Source organism: Cellvibrio sp., assembly GCF_039207905.1.
Lineage (GTDB): Bacteria > Pseudomonadota > Gammaproteobacteria > Pseudomonadales > Cellvibrionaceae > Cellvibrio.
Map to the genome: position 1 here is coordinate 144,068 of NZ_JBCECX010000010.1, position 18,363 is coordinate 162,430.

An 18,363-nucleotide genomic window follows, 5' to 3' on the forward strand; every position below is an offset into this window, starting at 1 on the left:
GGCACGGGGAAACGTTCGATAATAGCAAGGAAATCGCGGATGACCGGGTCTTCGCCGCAGAGCACAGCCAATCCATAAAATGGCAAGTTATGCAAAAACTCGACAAACGTCTTTTTCAATTTGGAAAAGTCGCCACCGTAAGTCTCCATATGATCGGCATCGATGTTGGTCACAATCGCAACCATGGGTTGCAAATGCAAAAACGATGCATCACTTTCGTCAGCTTCTGCGACTAAATAGCGGCTTGCACCTAACTGCGCATTGGTACCGGTGCTATTTACCAAGCCACCAATAATAAATGTTGGATCTTGTTTTGCTGCCGCGAGAATAGACGCAAGCAAACTGGTCGTTGTCGTTTTTCCGTGAGTCCCCGCGACCGCAATACCGTGGCGATAACGCATCAACTCACCCAACATTTCCGCGCGACGCACAATCGGGATACGCAACTCACGCGCACCAATCATTTCCGGGTTACTTGCATGCACCGCGCTGGAATTCACCACCACATCGGCAGCGCGTACGTTGTCGGCGGAGTGCCCAATAAAAACAGTTGCACCTTTTGATACCAAGCGCTCAGTCACACTGGATTCTTTTATATCCGAACCAGAAATTTCATAACCCTGATTCAACAACACTTCGGCGATACCACTCATACCGGCACCACCAATCCCAATAAAATGAATGCGGCGAATACGGCGCATTTCGGGGACACAATGACCGCTAGCCCCTTTAGCTATGGATTGTTGCGTAGAATTATCCATTGGCTACCTCCTCACAAATATCAGCCACTTGTGCAGCAGCAAAAGGCTTGGCCAATTGGTGCGCTTTTTCCGCCATCGACATCAAGTGATCGCGGTCAGCCAATTCGGTTAACAATAAAGCAGCTAATTTTGCTGCCGTTAAATCTCTTTGGACGAGCGCGATACCTGCGCCAACATCCGCTAAATTTTTTGCATTAAAAGTTTGGTGATCATCAATCGCACTCGGTAGCGGGATCAACACTGAAGCAACCCCCGCCATCATCAACTCGGATACAGTCAATGCGCCTGCGCGACAAATCACCACATCAGCCCATGCATAAGCTGCTGCCATATCATCGATAAATTCTGCAACCTTGGCGTTTACTTGATGCTGCATATATAAAGCGGTAGTCGCAGCAGCATGACCTTTGCCGGTTTGATGCCAAATAGATGGGCGCGATGCAAGCGGCAATTCTGCAAAAGCTTGCGGAACTAGCTCATTAATTGCTTTGGCTCCCAAACTTCCACCAACAACCAAAATTTGCAGCGGCAACTTCTGCTGCGTACGAGTGCTATAACGAACCTGTACTGCGTTGAGATTTTTTATTTGTTCACGCACAGGGTTACCAACAACCAGATTGCTAACCGTCTCATCAAACGCATGCGGAAATGCAGCCAACACTTTATTCGCTACTTTTGCCAACAACCGATTTGTTGTACCTGCTACTGCATTTTGTTCGTGTACAACCAGTGGTCGACCAGATAATTTCGCCGCTAAACCGCCAGGCCCGGACGCAAAACCACCAAAGCCCAGCACCACATCAGGTTTAACCTGACGGATGACGCTCAATGCTTGCAGCAACGCATACACGATCAAAAATGGTGCTTTCACTAAACCCATCAGACCGCGGCCGCGCACACCTTCTACTTTAATAAGATGTAATTGAATATTTGCTGAAGGCACCAAACGATTTTCAATACCGCGTGCAGTTCCCAACCAATTAATAGTCGCACCGCGCGCGCGCAATTCATCGGCAACAGCAAGCGCAGGAAATACATGCCCGCCAGTACCGCCCGCCATAATCAATATCGATAAAGTTTTGGTAGCAGAGGCACTCATGCTGTTGCCTCCAATAAACTTCTGCGTGGTGGTTTGGCAATCTCCGGGACAGATGGAGTGAAACCAGCTAGCTCCCATTGCACGCGCATAACAAACGCCATAAGCACACAACACATCAATAAACTACTGCCGCCGTAACTGATAAAAGGCAAGGTCAAACCTTTAGTGGGCAATAATCCGGAAGACACGCCCATATTGATGAAAACCTGAAATGAAAACAGAATCGCAATACCAAAGGTCGCCAAGGCAGCAAACATTTTTCCAGCTGCAAGATTTTGTTTAGCGACATTAAAGATACGCAGGATCAATGCAGTAAAAATACCCAACAACACAATCGCACCAATCAAACCGAACTCTTCCGCAATGATGGCAAAAATAAAATCAGTATGAGCCTCAGGAAGAAAGAAGAGTTTTTGCAAGCTGTTACCCAAGCCCAAACCAAACCACTCACCGCGACCAAAACCAATTAGCGATTGGGTAAGCTGATAACCGGTATTAAACTGATCAGCCCAAGGATCAAGGAAAGTAATCAAACGCTGCATACGATAAGGCGAAAGAATCGCCACTGATGCCAAACCGCCCACGCCGATAATGATTAGCAAGAAGAAGTGCAGCATACGCACGCCGGCAATAAACATCATCGCAAACACAGTTGCACTCAGCACCACCGAACTACCAAAGTCGGGCTCCAACAATAACAAGCCAACAAACACACCCACGACCATTAATGGCTTAAGGAAACCTTGCCAACCAAAATGCAGCTCCTGATAGCGGCGTGCAAAGAAACTGGCAAAAAATACTACTGCGCAAAATTTGGCAATTTCCGAAACTTGGATAGAGATAACACCGAGACTAAACCAGCGCTGACTACCGTTAACTTTTTTACCAATGCCAGGAATCAATACAATAACTAACAAGAAAAAGGTAATTAACAACAAATGTCCGGAATACTTTTGCCACACGCTCATAGGCACGCAAACAACAAACATCGCCAACACAATACCGAGCAACATATAAACCGCGTGGCGTTTGGCAAAAAACCAAGCGTCGTCGTAAGTTAATGCAGCAAAAGAAACAGATGCAGAAGCCACCATAATCAAACCAATTGACATCAGTGCCATCCACAGGCACAACAAAGGCCAGTCGATGCGCTGGCTTAATGGCAATTGGGTTACTGGAGTGGCTGAATTAATCATGATGCGATTAACTCCTGCACTGCAGCGCAGAATTTTTCGCCGCGATCTTCGTAGTTTTTAAACATATCGAAGCTCGCGCATGCAGGTGACAACAATACTGCATCACCATTATTAGCAACTGCGAAAGCTTTATTGACGGCGTCTTGCATAGAATCCGCATTAACCACAGTTGCTGCATCGCCAATCGCAGCAGCGATAACGGGTGCATCGCGACCAATTAATACAACGGTGCTATTAATTGCGCGCAGTGCGGGCGTCAACTCGGTGAAATCTTGCCCTTTGCCTTCACCACCCAAAATAACGATCAATTGTTTTGGATCGCGTGCCAACCCCTGAATTGCCGCAAGAGTTGAACCTATATTGGTACCTTTGGAATCGTTATAGAATTCCACTCCATTTTTCTCGGCAACAAATTCACAGCGGTGGCGCAAACCGGCGAAAGATTTTAATGCACTTAACATTGCATCCATCGGAATGCCTGCAGCATCACCCAACGCCAAGGCAGCGAGCGCATTATCAACATTGTGCCGACCGCGAATTTTCAGTTCAGCAGCAGCCATTAACGGCGTCAGGTTTTTGGCAAGAAACTCTTTACCTTCATGTTCGATCAAACCAAAACTGCCAAAATCCGCATTGCCACCAAAATAAATCGGTTTGACGCCCGCAGCGAACGGCGGATGCGTAAGGATATCCTTGCGATTTACAACAATATGCTCAGCACCGAAATAAACACGCAACTTGGCGAGAATATAGGCACGCATATTCTCGTAACGATCCAGATGATCGGCACTGATATTTAAAATGGTTGCGACTTTTGCGTTGAGTTTGGTAACCGTTTCCAACTGGAAACTGGAAAGCTCCATTACATAAAGTTCAACTGCATCATCCAATAATTCCAGCGCTGGAGTACCCAAATTACCACCAACAGCAACGTTGATTCCCGCTGCTTTTGCCATTTCTCCAACCAGAGTGGTAACAGTGCTTTTTGCGTTGGAACCTGTGATGGCAACAATCGGGGCTTTGGCGTAACGAACAAATAATTCGATATCGCCAACAACTGGAATACCAGCCGCACTCGCCTGCTCAATAGCCGGTGTTGCTACAGCAACACCGGGGCTTACAATAATTTCATCGCAAGAAAGCAATGTATTTGCATCCAACTCCCCACAAACAATGGAAACATTGGGAAATTCTTGTTGAACCTTTTCAAGATTTGGAGGATTGGTGCGAGTATCCAACAGGATAAATGCTTGACCTTGCGCCGCCAGAAAGCGTGCAACCGACAAACCGGTAATACCTGTGCCGATAACTGCTTTAACTTTACTGGTGGCAATCATTTGGGACACAGTGTTCTCTCTCTGGAAGAATATTTAATAAAGTCTGAAAATAATTTTCGTTAGCGCAACTTCAGCGTGGCCAAACCAATCAACACCAACACCAACGTGATAATCCAAAAGCGCACGATTACACGAGGCTCCGGCCAACCTTTCAATTCAAAATGGTGATGGATAGGCGCCATACGGAAAATGCGGCGCCCTGTTAACTTGAACGAAGCAACCTGCAAAATAACCGATACCGTTTCCAGCACAAAAATACCGCCCATAATAAACAGGACGATTTCATGGCGAACGATAACGGCAATTAGACCCAGTGCTGCACCGAGCGCCAAAGCCCCCACATCACCCATAAATACTTGCGCGGGATAAGTGTTGAACCATAAAAAGCCCAAGCCAGCACCGACCAAAGCGCAACAGAAAATCGCCAATTCACCTGCGCCCTGAATGTAGGCGATATTTAAATATTGGGAGAATTGCGAGTGCCCAGATAGATAAGCAATCAATGCCAATGCACCGGCAACCATCACACTCGGCATGATTGCCAATCCATCCAAACCATCGGTCAGGTTTACCGCATTACTGGTGCCCACAATGACAAAATAGGTGAAGACGATGTAGAACAAACCTAAATCAAGCGCGACGTTTTTAAAGAAAGGAATAAATAATTGTGTTTCAGCCGGACTCTGCGCGGTGTAATACAAAAATATCGCTGCACCAAATCCGGCGATAGATTGCCAAAAATATTTCCAGCGCGCAGGCAATCCACGCGAGTCTTTTTTAGCAACCTTACGATAATCATCAACCCAACCTACCGCACCGAAAATAGCCGTTACGATCAACACTACCCACACGTAACGATTGGATAAATCGGCCCACAACAATGTGGTAGCAAATATTGCCGATAGAATTAATGCACCGCCCATTGTCGGTGTGCCGGATTTACTTAAATGGCTTTGCGGCCCATCAGTACGTACCGCTTGGCCAATACGCAGCTCAGTCAAACGGCGGATAAACCATGGGCCAAGCAACAGCGAAATACCGAGCGCAGTGAGCACACCCAAAATCGCACGCACGGTGATGTATTGAAATACTGCAAAGCTGCGCAGATATTCTTGTAAGTATTCTGATAGCCAGTACAGCATTAGTGTAAGTCTCCCGCTGAATCACAAAGCTGGCGCACGACTAAATCCATAGCGGCGCTGCGCGAGCCTTTTATTAAGAAAGTAGTGTCCTTATCTGCAATAGTTTTTAAATGAGCGACCAGACTGGCTTGATCAGCAAAATGCAGTGCATCCAAACCAAAAGCGCGGGTAGCGTTTTCACTGAGTTTTCCAACGGTAAATAAATGGGCGATTTTTTTTGCGCGAGCATATTCACCCAGCTCTGCATGTAGCTGTGGGGCTTCAGGCCCCAACTCGCCCAAATCACCCAACACCAAGATGCCCTGCTTTGTTTGTGCAAGCACATCAATTGCCGCACGCACTGATCCCGGATTTGCGTTGTAACTGTCGTCGATAATGTGCGCCTGGTTAATACCAATATGACGACTCATTCGACCAGCAACCGGAGAAAAGCCTGCAAGACCTTGTTTAATTTTCTGTAAATCCGCACCTACTGCTGATGCACAGGCAGCAGCCATTAATGCATTGCGCACATTATGCTCACCTTGGGCATTAACGCTGAGTTGTGTAGATTCACCCTGCAAATTAATTGTGAATTCAATGTTGTTTGCACCATGCTCAATGTTTTGAGCAAAACAATCTGCTTCATTATTTTGCAATGAAACACGAATTACGCGGCGGTTTCCCAAATGTGCGAGCCACTCAGGAGCAAAGCGGTCATCAATATTAACTACTGCAGTCCCTGTGCTGGGCAAGGCCGCATAAATCTCACCTTTTGCTTGGGCAACACCCTGCAATGATCCGAAGCCTTGAATATGGGCCGCCATTACATTGTTGATCATGGTTATTTGCGGTTTGGCGAGCGAACACAAATATTCGATTTCATTAGGCCCACTAGCGCCCATCTCAATGACCGCAAATTCGTGATGCGCTTCCAGCTGCAATAAGGTGAGAGGAACGCCGATGTGATTGTTGAAATTGCCTTTGGTTGCATGAACCGAACCGCACTCAGCAAGAATGCCCGCGAGCAATGTTTTTACTGTTGTTTTGCCACTGCTACCGGTGATAGCAATAATTGGACGCAAAAACAAACTGCGGTTCAACGCGGCAATTTGCCCCAGCGCGAGCAATGAGTCGCTTACAACCAGTTGCGGCAATTGAATATCAGGAAAGAAACGCTCTACTACTAAGGCGCATGGTTTTTTGGCAACCACATCCTGAATAAAATCGTGCGCATCAAAACGCTCACCGCGTAATGCAATAAATAATTCGCCTTCTGCGAGGGTGCGCGAATCGGTATTCACGCGCGTAAATTCCACATCACCTTGCTGGGCATCACCGCATTTAAGCTGTGCAGTGACTGCGCGCAAAGGTTTACTTGCAGAAATAAATTCTTCAACCCACTTTAATGTAAGAGGCTTGATCATGAGTGAGCCTCTGATGACTGATTGTCAGTGTCGCGTTTGGCGATGCGGCGCTGCAGCGACAAACGTGCATGCTTGCTATCGCTAAACGGTAATGTTTGATTGGCAAAAATCTGGTAATCCTCATGGCCTTTGCCTGCGATCAATACTATGTCGCCCGCTTTGGCTTGCTGCACAGCAAAATCAATTGCCTGCGCACGGTCAGCAATAACTAAACATCCACTGGGATGATTCATGCCGCGCACAATTTCAGCGGCGATACTGGCAGGATCTTCCGAGCGTGGATTGTCATTAGTAACAATAATGTAATCGCTCAACCGCTCGGCAATTTTGCCCATTTGTGGACGCTTGGTTTTATCTCGATCACCACCACAACCAAATACAGTCCACACACGTCCAGCTTTATGTTGGTGAATCGCATTGAGGGTATTTTCCAACGCATCAGGTGTGTGGGCATAATCCACTATCACCTGGATTTCCTGTTCAGCTTGATCAACAGTAACCAATTGCATGCGCCCGGGGGCAGGCTCAAGTTGAGAAATAAATGGCAACATTTGCTGCAGACTAAATCCTTGTTCACCCACTGCCGCAATTACCGCCAGTAAATTACCGAGATTAAATTGTCCCAATAGCGGTGAATCAATATCTGCCTCACCCCAAGGGGTAAATACATGCGCGCGAATACCTTGAGCATGTAGTTCGATATCAGTTGCGTAAACATCAGCAATCTTTTGGGTGGAATAACCAATCACAGTGGCACCGGCGGGTGCTTTTTGCGCGAGACTGCTCGCCCACTCATCATCGAGATTAATAATTGCCGTGCGCAGTCCCGGCATTTGCAAAAGCTGCGCTTTGGCATTGCCGTAACTGTGCAAATCGCCGTGATAATCCAAATGATCTTGCGTGAGATTCGTAAAAATTGCGCTGGAGAATTGCAAGCCCGCCACGCGTTTTTGCTGCAGGCTATGCGAAGACACTTCAATTGCCGCAGAAGTAGCGCCATTAACAACCAACTCAGCAAGAATGCGCTGCAGGGTAATTGGGTCTGGCGTAGTTAAACCTGTCGAGGTCAACAAATTAATTTGTTGCGCGAGCGGAGCAAGGGAAGATGAATCCAACAAGCCGTAACCGATAGTCCCGACCACTGCAGATTTTTGTTGCAACTGCGCCAGTAACTGCGCGGCCAACAAACTGCAAGTCGTTTTACCATTAGTGCCGGTAATTCCAACAAGCTGGAGTTTTTTGCTTGGCTCGCCGAAAAAATGCCCTGCAATTTCACTGACGCGTGCAGGTAAATTATCTATCGCTATAACTGGTACCGCACCAAGCCAATCAAGACCCTGCCAGTTTTTATCTGCTTCTACCAAAATTGCAGCTGCACCTAATTCAATTGCTTTGGCAATAAAATTACGGCCATCCACTTTTATACCGGCAAGCGCAATAAATGCATCGCCGGTTTTTAGATTGCGCGTATCAAGGCACAAATTGCGCACAACAAGATTCGCCGCATTATCTAACTCAAGATCAGGAAGCAAATCTGCAAGTGCAACATGGCGATTTTGGTAGAGAGAAGTCATCAGGTTTCTGACCTCTCACTTGCAAGGGCGTTTTTCGGTGCTGGATTTTTAGGGACAGACTTAATCGCGGGCTCAGCGATCAGGGATTTTTCATCTTTACCACGAATATTATCCGGCGGAACTTGCAACATACGCAGCGCATCTTCCGCTACTTTTGAAAACGCAGGCGCAGCAACAATACCGCCATTACCGGTAATGCCACCACCTTTTGGTTCATCAATTACCACCATCGCAACAATGCGCGGATTTTTAACCGGCGCCATACCGATAAATGAACTGAGCTGCAAACTGGAATATTTTCCGTTAACTGCTTTAAACGCGGTTCCCGTTTTACCTGCAACTGAATAAGAAATCGCTTGCGCTTTACTACCAGTACCTTCAGCAGATACCACGCGCTTAAGCATTTCTTTTACTTGATCAGTGTATTTTTTCTCAACAACACGCTCACCTTCTGGCGGTGTATCAACGCGTAGCAAAGAAACCGGACGCTTGATTCCGCCCGTCGCAATAACACCGTAGGCTTGTACCGTTTGTAACACGGTGCTATTAAGTGCGTAACCGTAGGAAAAGTTGGCGCGTTCAATTTTTTGCGCAGGCTTTAACACCGGCAAACGTCCGGGGGACTCCCCAGGAAAACCGGTGCCGATTGGTTTGCCAACACCCAGGCGCTCATACATATCGCGCACGGTGTTGGTATCCAATGCAAAGGTAATTTTTGTCATCGCAATGTTGGACGATTTTGCAATCGCCATTGCCAAATCCATTGCGCCATAATTGCGGTGATCTTTAATGGATTTGCTACCAACCATAAAATAACCGGGGTTGGTATCAATCACATCATCAGGTTTGAATTTTCCACTCTCTAACGCAGCGAGAATCACCCAGGGTTTTACTGCTGAACCAGGTTCATACAAATCCGTAATCGCGCGATTGCGCAAACCGGCACCACGCGCACGGCTGCGATCATTCGGGTTATAGGTTGGCAAATTGGACATCGCGAGCACTTCGCCCGTCAGCACATCCAGAATCACAATTGAGCCTGCAACAGCACCAGCATCTTCTACTGCTTTTTTTAATTCGCGATGCGCGAGATATTGCAAACGCAGATCAATACTCAGGGTAAGGTTTTGGCCAGGGCGCGCTGACTTCACCAAGCGCAACTCTTTAACTGTGCGACCACGCAAATCTTTTAAAACTTCTTTTGCACCATTCTCACCGGTGAGCCACGCATCGTACGCCAGCTCCATACCTTCCTGACCGCGATCATCAACGTCAGTCATACCAACTAGATGCGCAGCTACTTCTGCTGCGGGATAGTAGCGGTGATATTCAATATGTTCGTAAACGCCGGGAATATCTAACGCCAAAACCGCTTGCGCGGCTTCTGGAGATAATTGACGTTGCAGATACATAAACTCTTTAGTCCCGTAACGGGCAAGGCGAGTTTCCAGCTCAGCTTTATTGAGCTTAAGCGCTTGCGCCAACTCACCCCAGCGATGCGGCGCTTGCAGCAATACTTTTGGATTTGCCCAGAGAGTAGATACGGGAGTGCTCACCGCCAATGGATCACCATTGCGATCAGTGATTACACCGCGATAAGCCGGAATAACTTCAGTGCGCAGCGTGCGCGACTCACCTTGGCCTTGCAGGAATTCGTAACCTTTATCAGCATTAGGAAGTACCTGCAGACTGGCAACATGAACAATCAGTACAACAACCAAGACAGCAAGCAAAATACCGACGCCGTAAAAACGCCAGTGCGCCACTTTCAATGGTTTGCGGGGAGGCTGCACAGGAGGACGCGCGGTGCGCGGTTCGAAGGCGGATTGACGACTCATTGTCCACCTGCCGCTGGCTCAACCGGAGCCTGATTTTCGATAATGTTGTTACCGGAAATCATCACAATTTCTTCCGGTGTGGGCGCCATCATATTCAGTTCAGAGACGGCTGCATTTTCTACGCGACCGTATGCAGCCCAAGTGCTTTGCTCCAGCAGATATTGCCCCCACTGCACTTGCAGCTGGGAGGCTTCGCGACGCAGGGTTTCAAGACTATTCACATCGCGACGCACAACCTGGGTAGTCGCCACCACCCCCATTGCCGATGCAATGGTCGCCACCCACAACACAGCCACAACCAGCATCACGGCTGGCGAGATCGGCTTTTGTTGTGATGGATGGCTTCTGTTCATGGAATCCCTGGAGCTTATTAATTTATCGAATTGATCTGGTAAAGGGTCGATTCAGGTACAGCTGGTGACGCAAAACCGGGATTTACAACTTTTCCGCCACACGCATAACGGCGCTACGCGAGCGCACATTGGCATTTACCTCTTCATCGCTCGCCTTGATCGCCTTACCGAGCGAACGCATACGTTTGTTTAATTGGTCTTCGCGGATCGGCAGGCCTTTGGGTACGGGATCACCCAATTCTTGCCGGCGGATAAACCGCTTTACCGCACGATCTTCCAGCGAGTGAAAGCTAATCACCACCAGTCGCCCACCCGGAGCAAGTACGGTCAATGCCTGCTCCAACACCGAATCAAGATCAGTCAATTCATTGTTGACCTGGATACGAATCGCCTGAAATGCGCGGGTCGCTGGATGCTTGCCCTTTTCCCACGCCGGATTCGCCTCTTTAATCACTTCTGCCAAATGCTTGGTGCGTGTAAATGGCGTCTTTTGGCGCTCAGCGATGATGGCGCGTGCCATACGCTTGGCGAAACGCTCCTCGCCATACTCTTTAAACACCCAGGTGATATCGTCTTCGCTTGCGCTGTTGACCCAATCTGCCGCGCTCTGGCCACGGGTCTGGTCCATACGCATATCGAGTGGACCATCCTGCATAAAACTGAAACCGCGTTCAGCCTCATCCAACTGCGGCGACGAAACGCCCAAATCCAGCAATACCCCGGCAACCTTGCCTGTCATACCGCGCTCATCGACCAGCTGCGCCAACTCTGCAAAAGAGCCGTGAGCAATGGCAAAGCGTGAATCATCGGCAAAACGGGCGTTTGCAGTGGCGATTGCAGCCAAATCTTTATCAATCCCCAGTAAGCGGCCATCTGCCGACAACTGCTGCATCACCAAAGCGCTGTGACCACCGCGCCCGAAGGTGCCATCTACGTAAAAGCCGGAGGCATCCGTAACTAGCGCTGTTACCGCCTCGTTCAAGAGCACGGTTATATGTTGCGATTCAGTCACGCCATTACCTAGAAAGAGAGGTTTTGCAGATCGGCGGACAGCGCGCCATCAACCGGTAAGTCCATCAGAGCATTCCAGCTGTCTTCATCCCACAGCTCTAATTTATTGCCCAGACCAACCAATATGAGTTTTTTATCAAGGTGCGCGAATTCGCGCAGAGTGGGGGGAACGAGAACACGACCGTTCGCATCCATTTCAAGATTCACCGCCTGCCCAATAAAGCGCCGTTGAATCCGGCGAACTTGCTCGTTACCAGCGGGAAGAGCTTGAATTTTGGCAAGAACAGGCTGCCATTCGGCTTCGGAGTAGACCAATAAACAGCGCTCATACATGTGAGCAGTCACCCATAACCGCGCAGCACCAGACGCCGCCAGCGAATCGCGAATGCGCGCTGGTATCGCCATGCGACCCTTGAGGTCCATGCTGATGGAATGACTACCTGTTAAATCGGACACTTTTCACCACTTGCTGGGTTTATTTTCCACAAAAATCCACAATTACCCACTTTTCCCCACGACGCTCACTATAAATCGGGGCGATGCAAAGTCAAGCAAGCAATTGCCAAAAGGCGCATAAAATCACGGGAAAAATCGGGAAACGTCGGCAAACAGGAAGGGAAAATACAGAACCAGACAGACACAAAAACCAACTTAAACAACAAAAACAAAACGATAGAAGACAAACCTAATGTAATACATTAAGTGTGGAATTATTTTGCAGTGATAATTGGGGATTTATAGAAGGATTAGATCTATACAGATCAAAAACACGCATGAACAAATCGTAAACTGCAGAAAATCGGAGTCGGCCTGTAAGCCGGGTTCTGTCGTGGACAGTCATTCATCTGGGACTAACGTCACCGTTAGCCTCAAGCAACCTACCCGAATCCGATGCGGGCCGCACCAATGGATTCCTATTTGGTCTTGCTCCGAGTGGGGTTTACCATGCCGCAGCCTGTTACCAGTTGCGCGGTGCGCTCTTACCGCACCCTTTCACCCTTACCGGCACTCTTGCGAATGCTTAGGCGGTCTCCTCTCTGTTGCACTTTCCGTAGGCTCGCGCCTCCCAGGCGTTACCTGGCACTCTGCCCTATGGAGCCCGGACTTTCCTCCCCGATGCACCAAACAACACTCAAGAGAGTCATGCAGTTAACACCAGAGCGACTGCCGGGCCGACTCCGAGGCGGCACCTTAACCGCCACTTCATCCGAACGCAAGCTCAAGCTTTGTACAACCAAAGATTTTTTTGTCAACTTCGTCACCAAAAGTGGCAGCCTTATTTCCGTTTTGGAGCAATATTTAGCATTAACTGGTATTTTTGCCGCCTTAAGCTATTAATTAACAATTATTTATTGCACTAATTTCGATCAGATAGTTTATCTACACTCCAATACACACAATAAAAGTTCAGGAGATGCCCTCGTGAAAGTTCACAAACACAACCTTCTTGCCTTGGCTGTAGCACTGAATCTGGCAACACCGGCAATTGCCCAGGAAGCAGTTAATGATGGCCCAGTTCTCGATGAAATTCTGGTAACAGCACAAAAGCGCTCGCAAAGCCTGCGCGATGTTCCACTCTCGGTAAATGCGCTGTCGGGCGAAAAGATTGAAAGCTCGGGGATCACCAATATTGAAACCATGGCGGACTACATTCCCAGCTTCAATATGACCCAAACAGGGATTGGCACCAATATCGCCATCCGCGGCATTAGCTCTGGCGTGAACCAGGGTTTCGAGCAATCTGCTGCACAATTTATTGATGGTATCCATTACGGTCGCGCGCAATTATCACGCGCACCATTTCTCGATATCGAACGCGTTGAAGTCTTACGCGGCCCGCAAAGTATTTTATTCGGCAAAAACTCCACTGCCGGTGCAATCAGCATCACCACCGCCAAACCGGGCGACAAATTGGAAGCAAAGCTGAGTGCACTTTATGAACCCGACTTCGGTGAACAAGATGTCCGTTTAGTAATGTCAGGCCCCATTACCGATACGTTCGGTGGTCGCCTTGCAATAATGGAAAGCAGCAACGATGGCTACATGGAAAACACAACTCTTGGACGCGATGAATCGGGTGATAAAAATCGTGTGGTGCGTGCGACCTTTCAATGGCAACCAAACGAGCTGTGGGACATTATCCTGAAAGCGGAAGACGGCTCTTTTGATAGCAATGGCCGCAACATTGAAGTCGTAAAACCTATAGGTGGCTCCTACGCGAATGCCTTGTCATTTTTCACCCAAGGCGCCTATCAGTTAGATACAACCCATGATTGGAAACGCCAATCCAACGGTGACTACAGCTACAACGATACCGAAAACGTCACTCTGAGTATTGAGCGCGAATTTAATGATCTCACCTTCACGTCAGTGACTGGATACAACGCTTACACCTACGAAGAGTTGTGTGATTGCGACTTTACCGGCGCATCAGGCTTTAACATTCTCTCTGATGAAGATTACAGCCAAGTCAGCCAGGAGCTTCGTATCACCTCCGATGAAGATAAAACCGTCAGTTACATCGGCGGCCTGTTCTTCCAAAGCAGCTCACTGAAATTCCACGACACCGTACGTGTACCGAAAGACAGTTTTATCCCCACTGCATTTTCTACCAGACTCGGCGCAACCCTCGCCAACTTGTTACGTGATGCGACTACCCAGCGTGATTTTGAGCAAGACACCGATTTAGCATCGATCTTTGCCCAGGCAACCTGGAACTTCACCGACTCTGCCCGTGTAATTGTAGGGGCTCGCTATACCGAAGAAACCAAAGAGGCGAGCAGACACCAGTATCATGTGAGCAATACCGGTGTTGAATTGCCGCAAGGCACGGTTAACGATCCTTATAACTTTATTTGGAGTCAGTTTAAAATTGATCCCCATAAAGTAGACGGGAAGCGTGATGAGTCAGGGTTCACTCCACTCGTTACCATTCAATATGACTTGAACGAAACCGACATGCTCTATGCGAGCTTCACCACCGGATTTAAATCTGGCGGCTTTGATGTCCGCGCCAACTCAGCCTCGAATGAGCAAGGCGGTATCTACAATGGACAAACAATACCACCCAGCGCATTTTTCCCAACCGGTAAAGTGACAGATATTGAAGGTACTTGGGAATTTGGCGAAGAGCGTGTAAAAAATCTCGAACTTGGGGGCAAATTTGTTTTCGGTAACGGCGCAGCGGAATTGAATGTAGCCGCCTTCCGCTCCGAGTTCGAAGATATGCAAACCAGCCAGTTTGACGGCAGCCTCAGCTTTAACGTTACCAACGCTGGTGAAGCAGTTGTGCAAGGTCTTGAAGTCGACGGACGCTGGGCACTTACTGACAGCGTTTTAGTTCGCGGCGGCGCAGCCTATATCGATTTCGAATACACTGACTTCCCCAATTCACAGTGCTATTTCGGCCAACCTGATGCTGAGCGAAATCCGCTCAACCCAACCGTGTGCGATGCAACCGGCAAACGCCGTGAATTCGTTCCTGAGTTCCAGGGTAATGTGGGCGTCGACTACACAATCAATTTCAGCAATGGTTTAAAACTGGTCAACACGCTGGATGCAATCTATAGCTCAAGCTACTTAACCACACCATCGCTCGATCCTAAGTTCGAGCAGCCGTCTTACACTAAGATCAACGCGCGCATTGCATTGAGCGGCTCGAATGATATGTGGGAACTTGCCTTGATCGGCAGAAACCTGACTGATGAATCTGTTGTCACTTACGCCAACGGTTTACCCGTCGCCACCACCGTTTCAAGCGGTAGCGGCTACTACGCGTTTTACGAGCGCCCAAGAAGCGTTGCCGTGCAGGGGACAATTCGTTTCTAAACCAGAAACATCACCCAATAAAAAAGGCGCTCATATGAGCGCCTTTTTTATTTTCAGATTTTTGTAATCGCCTTATTTGTTCGGGCGATTGTCGATCAGCTCATTTACTACTGCCGGGTCAGCAAGCGTTGAAGTGTCGCCGAGTGAATCCAATTCATTGGCGGCGATCTTGCGCAGGATGCGACGCATGATCTTGCCCGAGCGGGTTTTTGGCAAACCCGGTGCCCACTGGATGATGTCAGGACGCGCAATTGCGCCGATTTCTTTTACTACCAACGCCAGCAATTCTTTTTTCAGTTCATCGCTCGGCTGCTCGCCAGTCATCAAGGTCACATAGGCGTAAATGCCTTGGCCTTTGATGTCGTGCGGATAACCAACTACCGCCGCCTCAGCAACCTTATCGTGTAATACCAAGGCGCTTTCCACTTCAGCAGTACCCATGCGGTGGCCGGATACGTTCAATACGTCATCCACGCGACCGGTGATCCAGTAGTAGCCATCGGCGTCACGACGGGCGCCGTCGCCAGTGAAGTAGTAGCCAGGATAGGTGCTGTAGTAGGTGTCGATACAGCGTTGGTGATCACCGTAAACCGTGCGGATCTGGCTTGGCCAAGCTGATTTGATGCAGAGGTTACCCTCGCCTGCACCCAGCACTTCTTTGCCCTCCGGATCAAGCAATACAGGCTGCACTCCAAAGAAGGGCACAGTCGCCGAACCAGGCTTAAGATCAATTGCACCGGGCAATGGGGTGAGCATGTGCGCGCCGGTTTCGGTTTGCCACCAGGTATCCATAATCGGGCAGCGGCTGTCGCCGATCACGCGGTAGTACCACTCCCAGGCTTCAGGGTTGATCGGCTCGCCCACACTACCGAGGATCTTCAAACTTGCACGCGAGGTTTTGGTAACGAAGTCATCACCCGCGCCCATCAGCGCACGAATCGCGGTTGGGGCGGTATAGAAACTGTTAACGCCGTGCTTGTCGATCACTTGCCAGCAGCGGGAAGCATCCGGATAAGTCGGCACACCCTCAAACATCAGGGTAGTCGCGCCGTTGGTCAGCGGACCATAAACGATATAGCTGTGGCCAGTTACCCAACCCACATCTGCAGTACACCAGTAAATATCGCCTTCCTGATAATCGAACACGTATTTGTGGGTCATCGCCGCTTGCAGCAAATAGCCGCCAGTGGTGTGCAATACGCCTTTCGGTTTACCGGTCGAGCCTGAGGTGTAAAGAATAAATAGTGGATCTTCAGAATCCATCACTTCCGGTTCACATTGGCTGGCTTGGCGTTCAACCAGATCCTCATACCAGAAATCGCGTTTTTCATCCCAAGCGATATCGCCACCAGTGCGCTTGACCACGATGCAGGTATGCACGCCGGGACATTGGGCGAGTGCGATATCGGTATTCTTTTTCAGTGGTACGCGCTTACCGCCGCGCAGGCCCTCGTCGGAAGTAATGACTACTTGGCATTCCGCATCCTGAATACGGTCTTTCAAGGCTTCAGGAGAAAAGCCGCCGAACACGATTGAATGGATCGCGCCAATGCGGGTACAGGCGAGCATCGCATAAGCCGCCTCAGGAATCATCGGCATGTAGATGCATACACGATCACCCTTTTTCACGCCACGCTCACGCAAGGCATTAGCCAAGCGACAAACCTGATCGTGCAATTCCTGATAGGTAATAAATTGGTCTTCGGAAGGATCATCGCCCTCCCAGATGATAGCGGTTTGGTTAGCGCGGGCAGGCAGATGGCGGTCGATACAGTTAACGCTGACATTTAGTTTGCCATCGACAAACCAGGATACTTCGCCTTTGCGCAGATCGCTCTTGGTCACTTGCGACCAGGGCTTTTGCCAAGTCAGGAAGGTTTTTGCCTGCTCGGCCCAGAAGGTATCAGGCGAGTTAATCGATTGGTCGTACATTTCCTTATAGCGCGCCAGATTGATCGCCGCCTTGGATTTGAAACTTTCAGGAACCGGATACAGGTGTACTTCTGACATGGTTTTATCTCACTACCGTTACTTGTTATTAAACCGAGAAGGGGCGACGGATGAAATGAATGACGCGCAGCATCCGCGCTTTTGGATTAGGCCAAGCTTAACAGGATTAGCGCGTAAAGCTCAATGACAACGTTGTCCAAAGCAGCGCAAAAAATGTAAAGCCGCACCGGCATGAGGCGTTATCGCAAAGGGGAATTTATTAGCGGCTATAAAAAATGAGCATAAAAAAGGGCCGCAGTGCGGCCCTTTTTAAAAACGGATATCCAGCCATCAAGCTGGAAATTGCAACGCTTAGGCAACCTGCATTGGAATCGTGTTGGTAGTGCGATTCACGCTGTTGTCTTCATTCAAATACACCAGCTTCGGCCTGTGGTTGATCAGCTCTGCTTCGGTGAAGTGACCGTAAGTTGCGATAATCACGCGATCACCCACCGCCACCTTACGCGCGGCTGCACCGTTCATCGAGAAAGTACCTGAACCCGGCTCAGCGAGGATGATGTAGGTGTGAAAACGCTCGCCGTTGTTCACGTTATAAATATCGATTTGCTCGAATTCGCGCATGCCAGCGAGGGCAACCAAATTCGCATCGATTGCACAGGAACCGTCGTACCACAGCTCTGCCTGGGTAACTTTGGCCATGTGCAGCTTGGCTTTAAGCATATGTGAAAGCATGGAATCCTCCGGGGAATCACTTGTGTAATGCGGGAAAATCAGCCCAGCACTACAGAAACGTTGTCAATTAGTCGCGCGCCCTGGGTATACATGGCGCCGAGTATAGTGATCTCCCGATCATCGTGTGCCGCCATTT

Annotated in this window: 13 protein-coding genes, 1 other RNA gene and 2 pseudogenes; 1 reads left to right on the top strand and 15 read right to left on the bottom strand. The window is 49.0% G+C overall.

Annotated elements, in window-relative coordinates:
• The 12 genes and pseudogenes from AAGC78_RS08200 to rnpB all read right to left on the bottom strand — a co-directional run.
• Positions 1 to 761: pseudogene (locus AAGC78_RS08200) on the bottom strand (UDP-N-acetylmuramate--L-alanine ligase); the annotation flags it as partial.
• The gene (gene murG, locus AAGC78_RS08205) at positions 754 to 1,860 is read right to left on the bottom strand and encodes an undecaprenyldiphospho-muramoylpentapeptide beta-N-acetylglucosaminyltransferase (protein WP_435783577.1); all 1,107 of its coding nucleotides are present in this window, start codon (positions 1,858 to 1,860) and stop codon (positions 754 to 756) included. The gene murG and the pseudogene AAGC78_RS08200, both read right to left, overlap by 8 nt.
• Complete coding sequence (gene ftsW, locus AAGC78_RS08210; protein WP_435783578.1) at positions 1,857 to 3,056, bottom strand: putative lipid II flippase FtsW; 1,200 nt, start codon at positions 3,054 to 3,056, stop codon at positions 1,857 to 1,859. The genes murG and ftsW overlap by 4 nt, the downstream gene beginning before the upstream one ends.
• Positions 3,053 to 4,393: a UDP-N-acetylmuramoyl-L-alanine--D-glutamate ligase gene (murD, locus tag AAGC78_RS08215; protein WP_435783591.1), complete on the bottom strand. Its 1,341-nt coding sequence runs from the start codon at positions 4,391 to 4,393 to the stop codon at positions 3,053 to 3,055. The genes ftsW and murD overlap by 4 nt, the downstream gene beginning before the upstream one ends.
• A gap of 59 nt (positions 4,394 to 4,452) precedes the next feature.
• Positions 4,453 to 5,535: a phospho-N-acetylmuramoyl-pentapeptide-transferase gene (gene mraY / locus AAGC78_RS08220; RefSeq protein ID WP_435783579.1), complete on the bottom strand. Its 1,083-nt coding sequence runs from the start codon at positions 5,533 to 5,535 to the stop codon at positions 4,453 to 4,455.
• Positions 5,535 to 6,941: a UDP-N-acetylmuramoyl-tripeptide--D-alanyl-D-alanine ligase gene (locus tag AAGC78_RS08225; protein ID WP_435783580.1), complete on the bottom strand. Its 1,407-nt coding sequence runs from the start codon at positions 6,939 to 6,941 to the stop codon at positions 5,535 to 5,537. The genes mraY and AAGC78_RS08225 overlap by 1 nt, the downstream gene beginning before the upstream one ends.
• Complete coding sequence (locus tag AAGC78_RS08230; protein WP_435783581.1) at positions 6,938 to 8,515, bottom strand: UDP-N-acetylmuramoyl-L-alanyl-D-glutamate--2,6-diaminopimelate ligase; 1,578 nt, start codon at positions 8,513 to 8,515, stop codon at positions 6,938 to 6,940. The genes AAGC78_RS08225 and AAGC78_RS08230 overlap by 4 nt, the downstream gene beginning before the upstream one ends.
• Positions 8,515 to 10,353 carry a peptidoglycan D,D-transpeptidase FtsI family protein gene (locus AAGC78_RS08235; protein WP_435783582.1) on the bottom strand — a complete coding sequence of 613 codons (1,839 nt, stop codon included), beginning with the start codon at positions 10,351 to 10,353 and terminating at the stop codon, positions 8,515 to 8,517. The genes AAGC78_RS08230 and AAGC78_RS08235 overlap by 1 nt, the downstream gene beginning before the upstream one ends.
• Positions 10,350 to 10,706 (bottom strand): cell division protein FtsL, encoded by a 357-nt coding sequence (gene ftsL / locus AAGC78_RS08240; RefSeq protein ID WP_435783583.1) that lies wholly within the window; start codon positions 10,704 to 10,706, stop codon positions 10,350 to 10,352. Before ftsL ends, AAGC78_RS08235 begins: the two co-directional genes overlap by 4 nt.
• Positions 10,707 to 10,788: 82 nt before the next feature.
• Positions 10,789 to 11,718, bottom strand: coding sequence for a 16S rRNA (cytosine(1402)-N(4))-methyltransferase RsmH (gene rsmH / locus AAGC78_RS08245; protein WP_435783584.1), 930 nt, complete (start codon positions 11,716 to 11,718; stop codon positions 10,789 to 10,791).
• A gap of 8 nt (positions 11,719 to 11,726) precedes the next feature.
• The gene (mraZ, locus tag AAGC78_RS08250; RefSeq protein WP_435783585.1) at positions 11,727 to 12,173 is read right to left on the bottom strand and encodes a division/cell wall cluster transcriptional repressor MraZ; all 447 of its coding nucleotides are present in this window, start codon (positions 12,171 to 12,173) and stop codon (positions 11,727 to 11,729) included.
• 341 nt (positions 12,174 to 12,514) lie between these two features.
• Positions 12,515 to 12,897, bottom strand: an RNA gene (rnpB, locus tag AAGC78_RS08255) — RNase P RNA component class A.
• A 242-nt stretch (positions 12,898 to 13,139) separates the two neighbouring features.
• Between rnpB and AAGC78_RS08260 the strand changes: the two genes are divergently transcribed.
• A complete protein-coding gene (locus tag AAGC78_RS08260) occupies positions 13,140 to 15,545 on the top strand; it encodes a TonB-dependent receptor (protein WP_435783586.1) in 2,406 nt (801 codons plus the stop codon).
• A 72-nt stretch (positions 15,546 to 15,617) separates the two neighbouring features.
• On the opposite strand, the gene acs is transcribed toward AAGC78_RS08260, so the two are convergent.
• The 3 genes and pseudogenes from acs to AAGC78_RS08275 all read right to left on the bottom strand — a co-directional run.
• Complete coding sequence (acs, locus tag AAGC78_RS08265; protein ID WP_435783587.1) at positions 15,618 to 17,555, bottom strand: acetate--CoA ligase; 1,938 nt, start codon at positions 17,553 to 17,555, stop codon at positions 15,618 to 15,620.
• Positions 17,556 to 17,846: 291 nt separating this feature from the next.
• Positions 17,847 to 18,227 (bottom strand): aspartate 1-decarboxylase, encoded by a 381-nt coding sequence (gene panD, locus AAGC78_RS08270; RefSeq protein WP_435783588.1) that lies wholly within the window; start codon positions 18,225 to 18,227, stop codon positions 17,847 to 17,849.
• 38 nt (positions 18,228 to 18,265) lie between these two features.
• Positions 18,266 to 18,363, bottom strand: a pseudogene (locus tag AAGC78_RS08275) (pantoate--beta-alanine ligase); the annotation flags it as partial.

Excerpts from the sequence above, each read along its gene's own strand:
- murG (WP_435783577.1), bottom strand. The coding sequence starts at position 1,860 with ATGAGTGCCTCTGCTACCAAAACTTTATCGATATTGATTATGGCGGGC.
- acs (WP_435783587.1), bottom strand. The coding sequence starts at position 17,555 with ATGTCAGAAGTACACCTGTATCCGGTTCCTGAAAGTTTCAAATCCAAG.
- mraY (WP_435783579.1), bottom strand. The coding sequence starts at position 5,535 with ATGCTGTACTGGCTATCAGAATACTTACAAGAATATCTGCGCAGCTTT.
- murD (WP_435783591.1), bottom strand. The coding sequence starts at position 4,393 with ATGATTGCCACCAGTAAAGTTAAAGCAGTTATCGGCACAGGTATTACC.
- ftsL (WP_435783583.1), bottom strand. The coding sequence starts at position 10,706 with ATGAACAGAAGCCATCCATCACAACAAAAGCCGATCTCGCCAGCCGTG.
- AAGC78_RS08235 (WP_435783582.1), bottom strand. The coding sequence starts at position 10,353 with ATGAGTCGTCAATCCGCCTTCGAACCGCGCACCGCGCGTCCTCCTGTG.
- panD (WP_435783588.1), bottom strand. The coding sequence starts at position 18,227 with ATGCTTTCACATATGCTTAAAGCCAAGCTGCACATGGCCAAAGTTACC.
- AAGC78_RS08225 (WP_435783580.1), bottom strand. The coding sequence starts at position 6,941 with ATGATCAAGCCTCTTACATTAAAGTGGGTTGAAGAATTTATTTCTGCA.
- ftsW (WP_435783578.1), bottom strand. The coding sequence starts at position 3,056 with ATGATTAATTCAGCCACTCCAGTAACCCAATTGCCATTAAGCCAGCGC.
- AAGC78_RS08230 (WP_435783581.1), bottom strand. The coding sequence starts at position 8,515 with ATGACTTCTCTCTACCAAAATCGCCATGTTGCACTTGCAGATTTGCTT.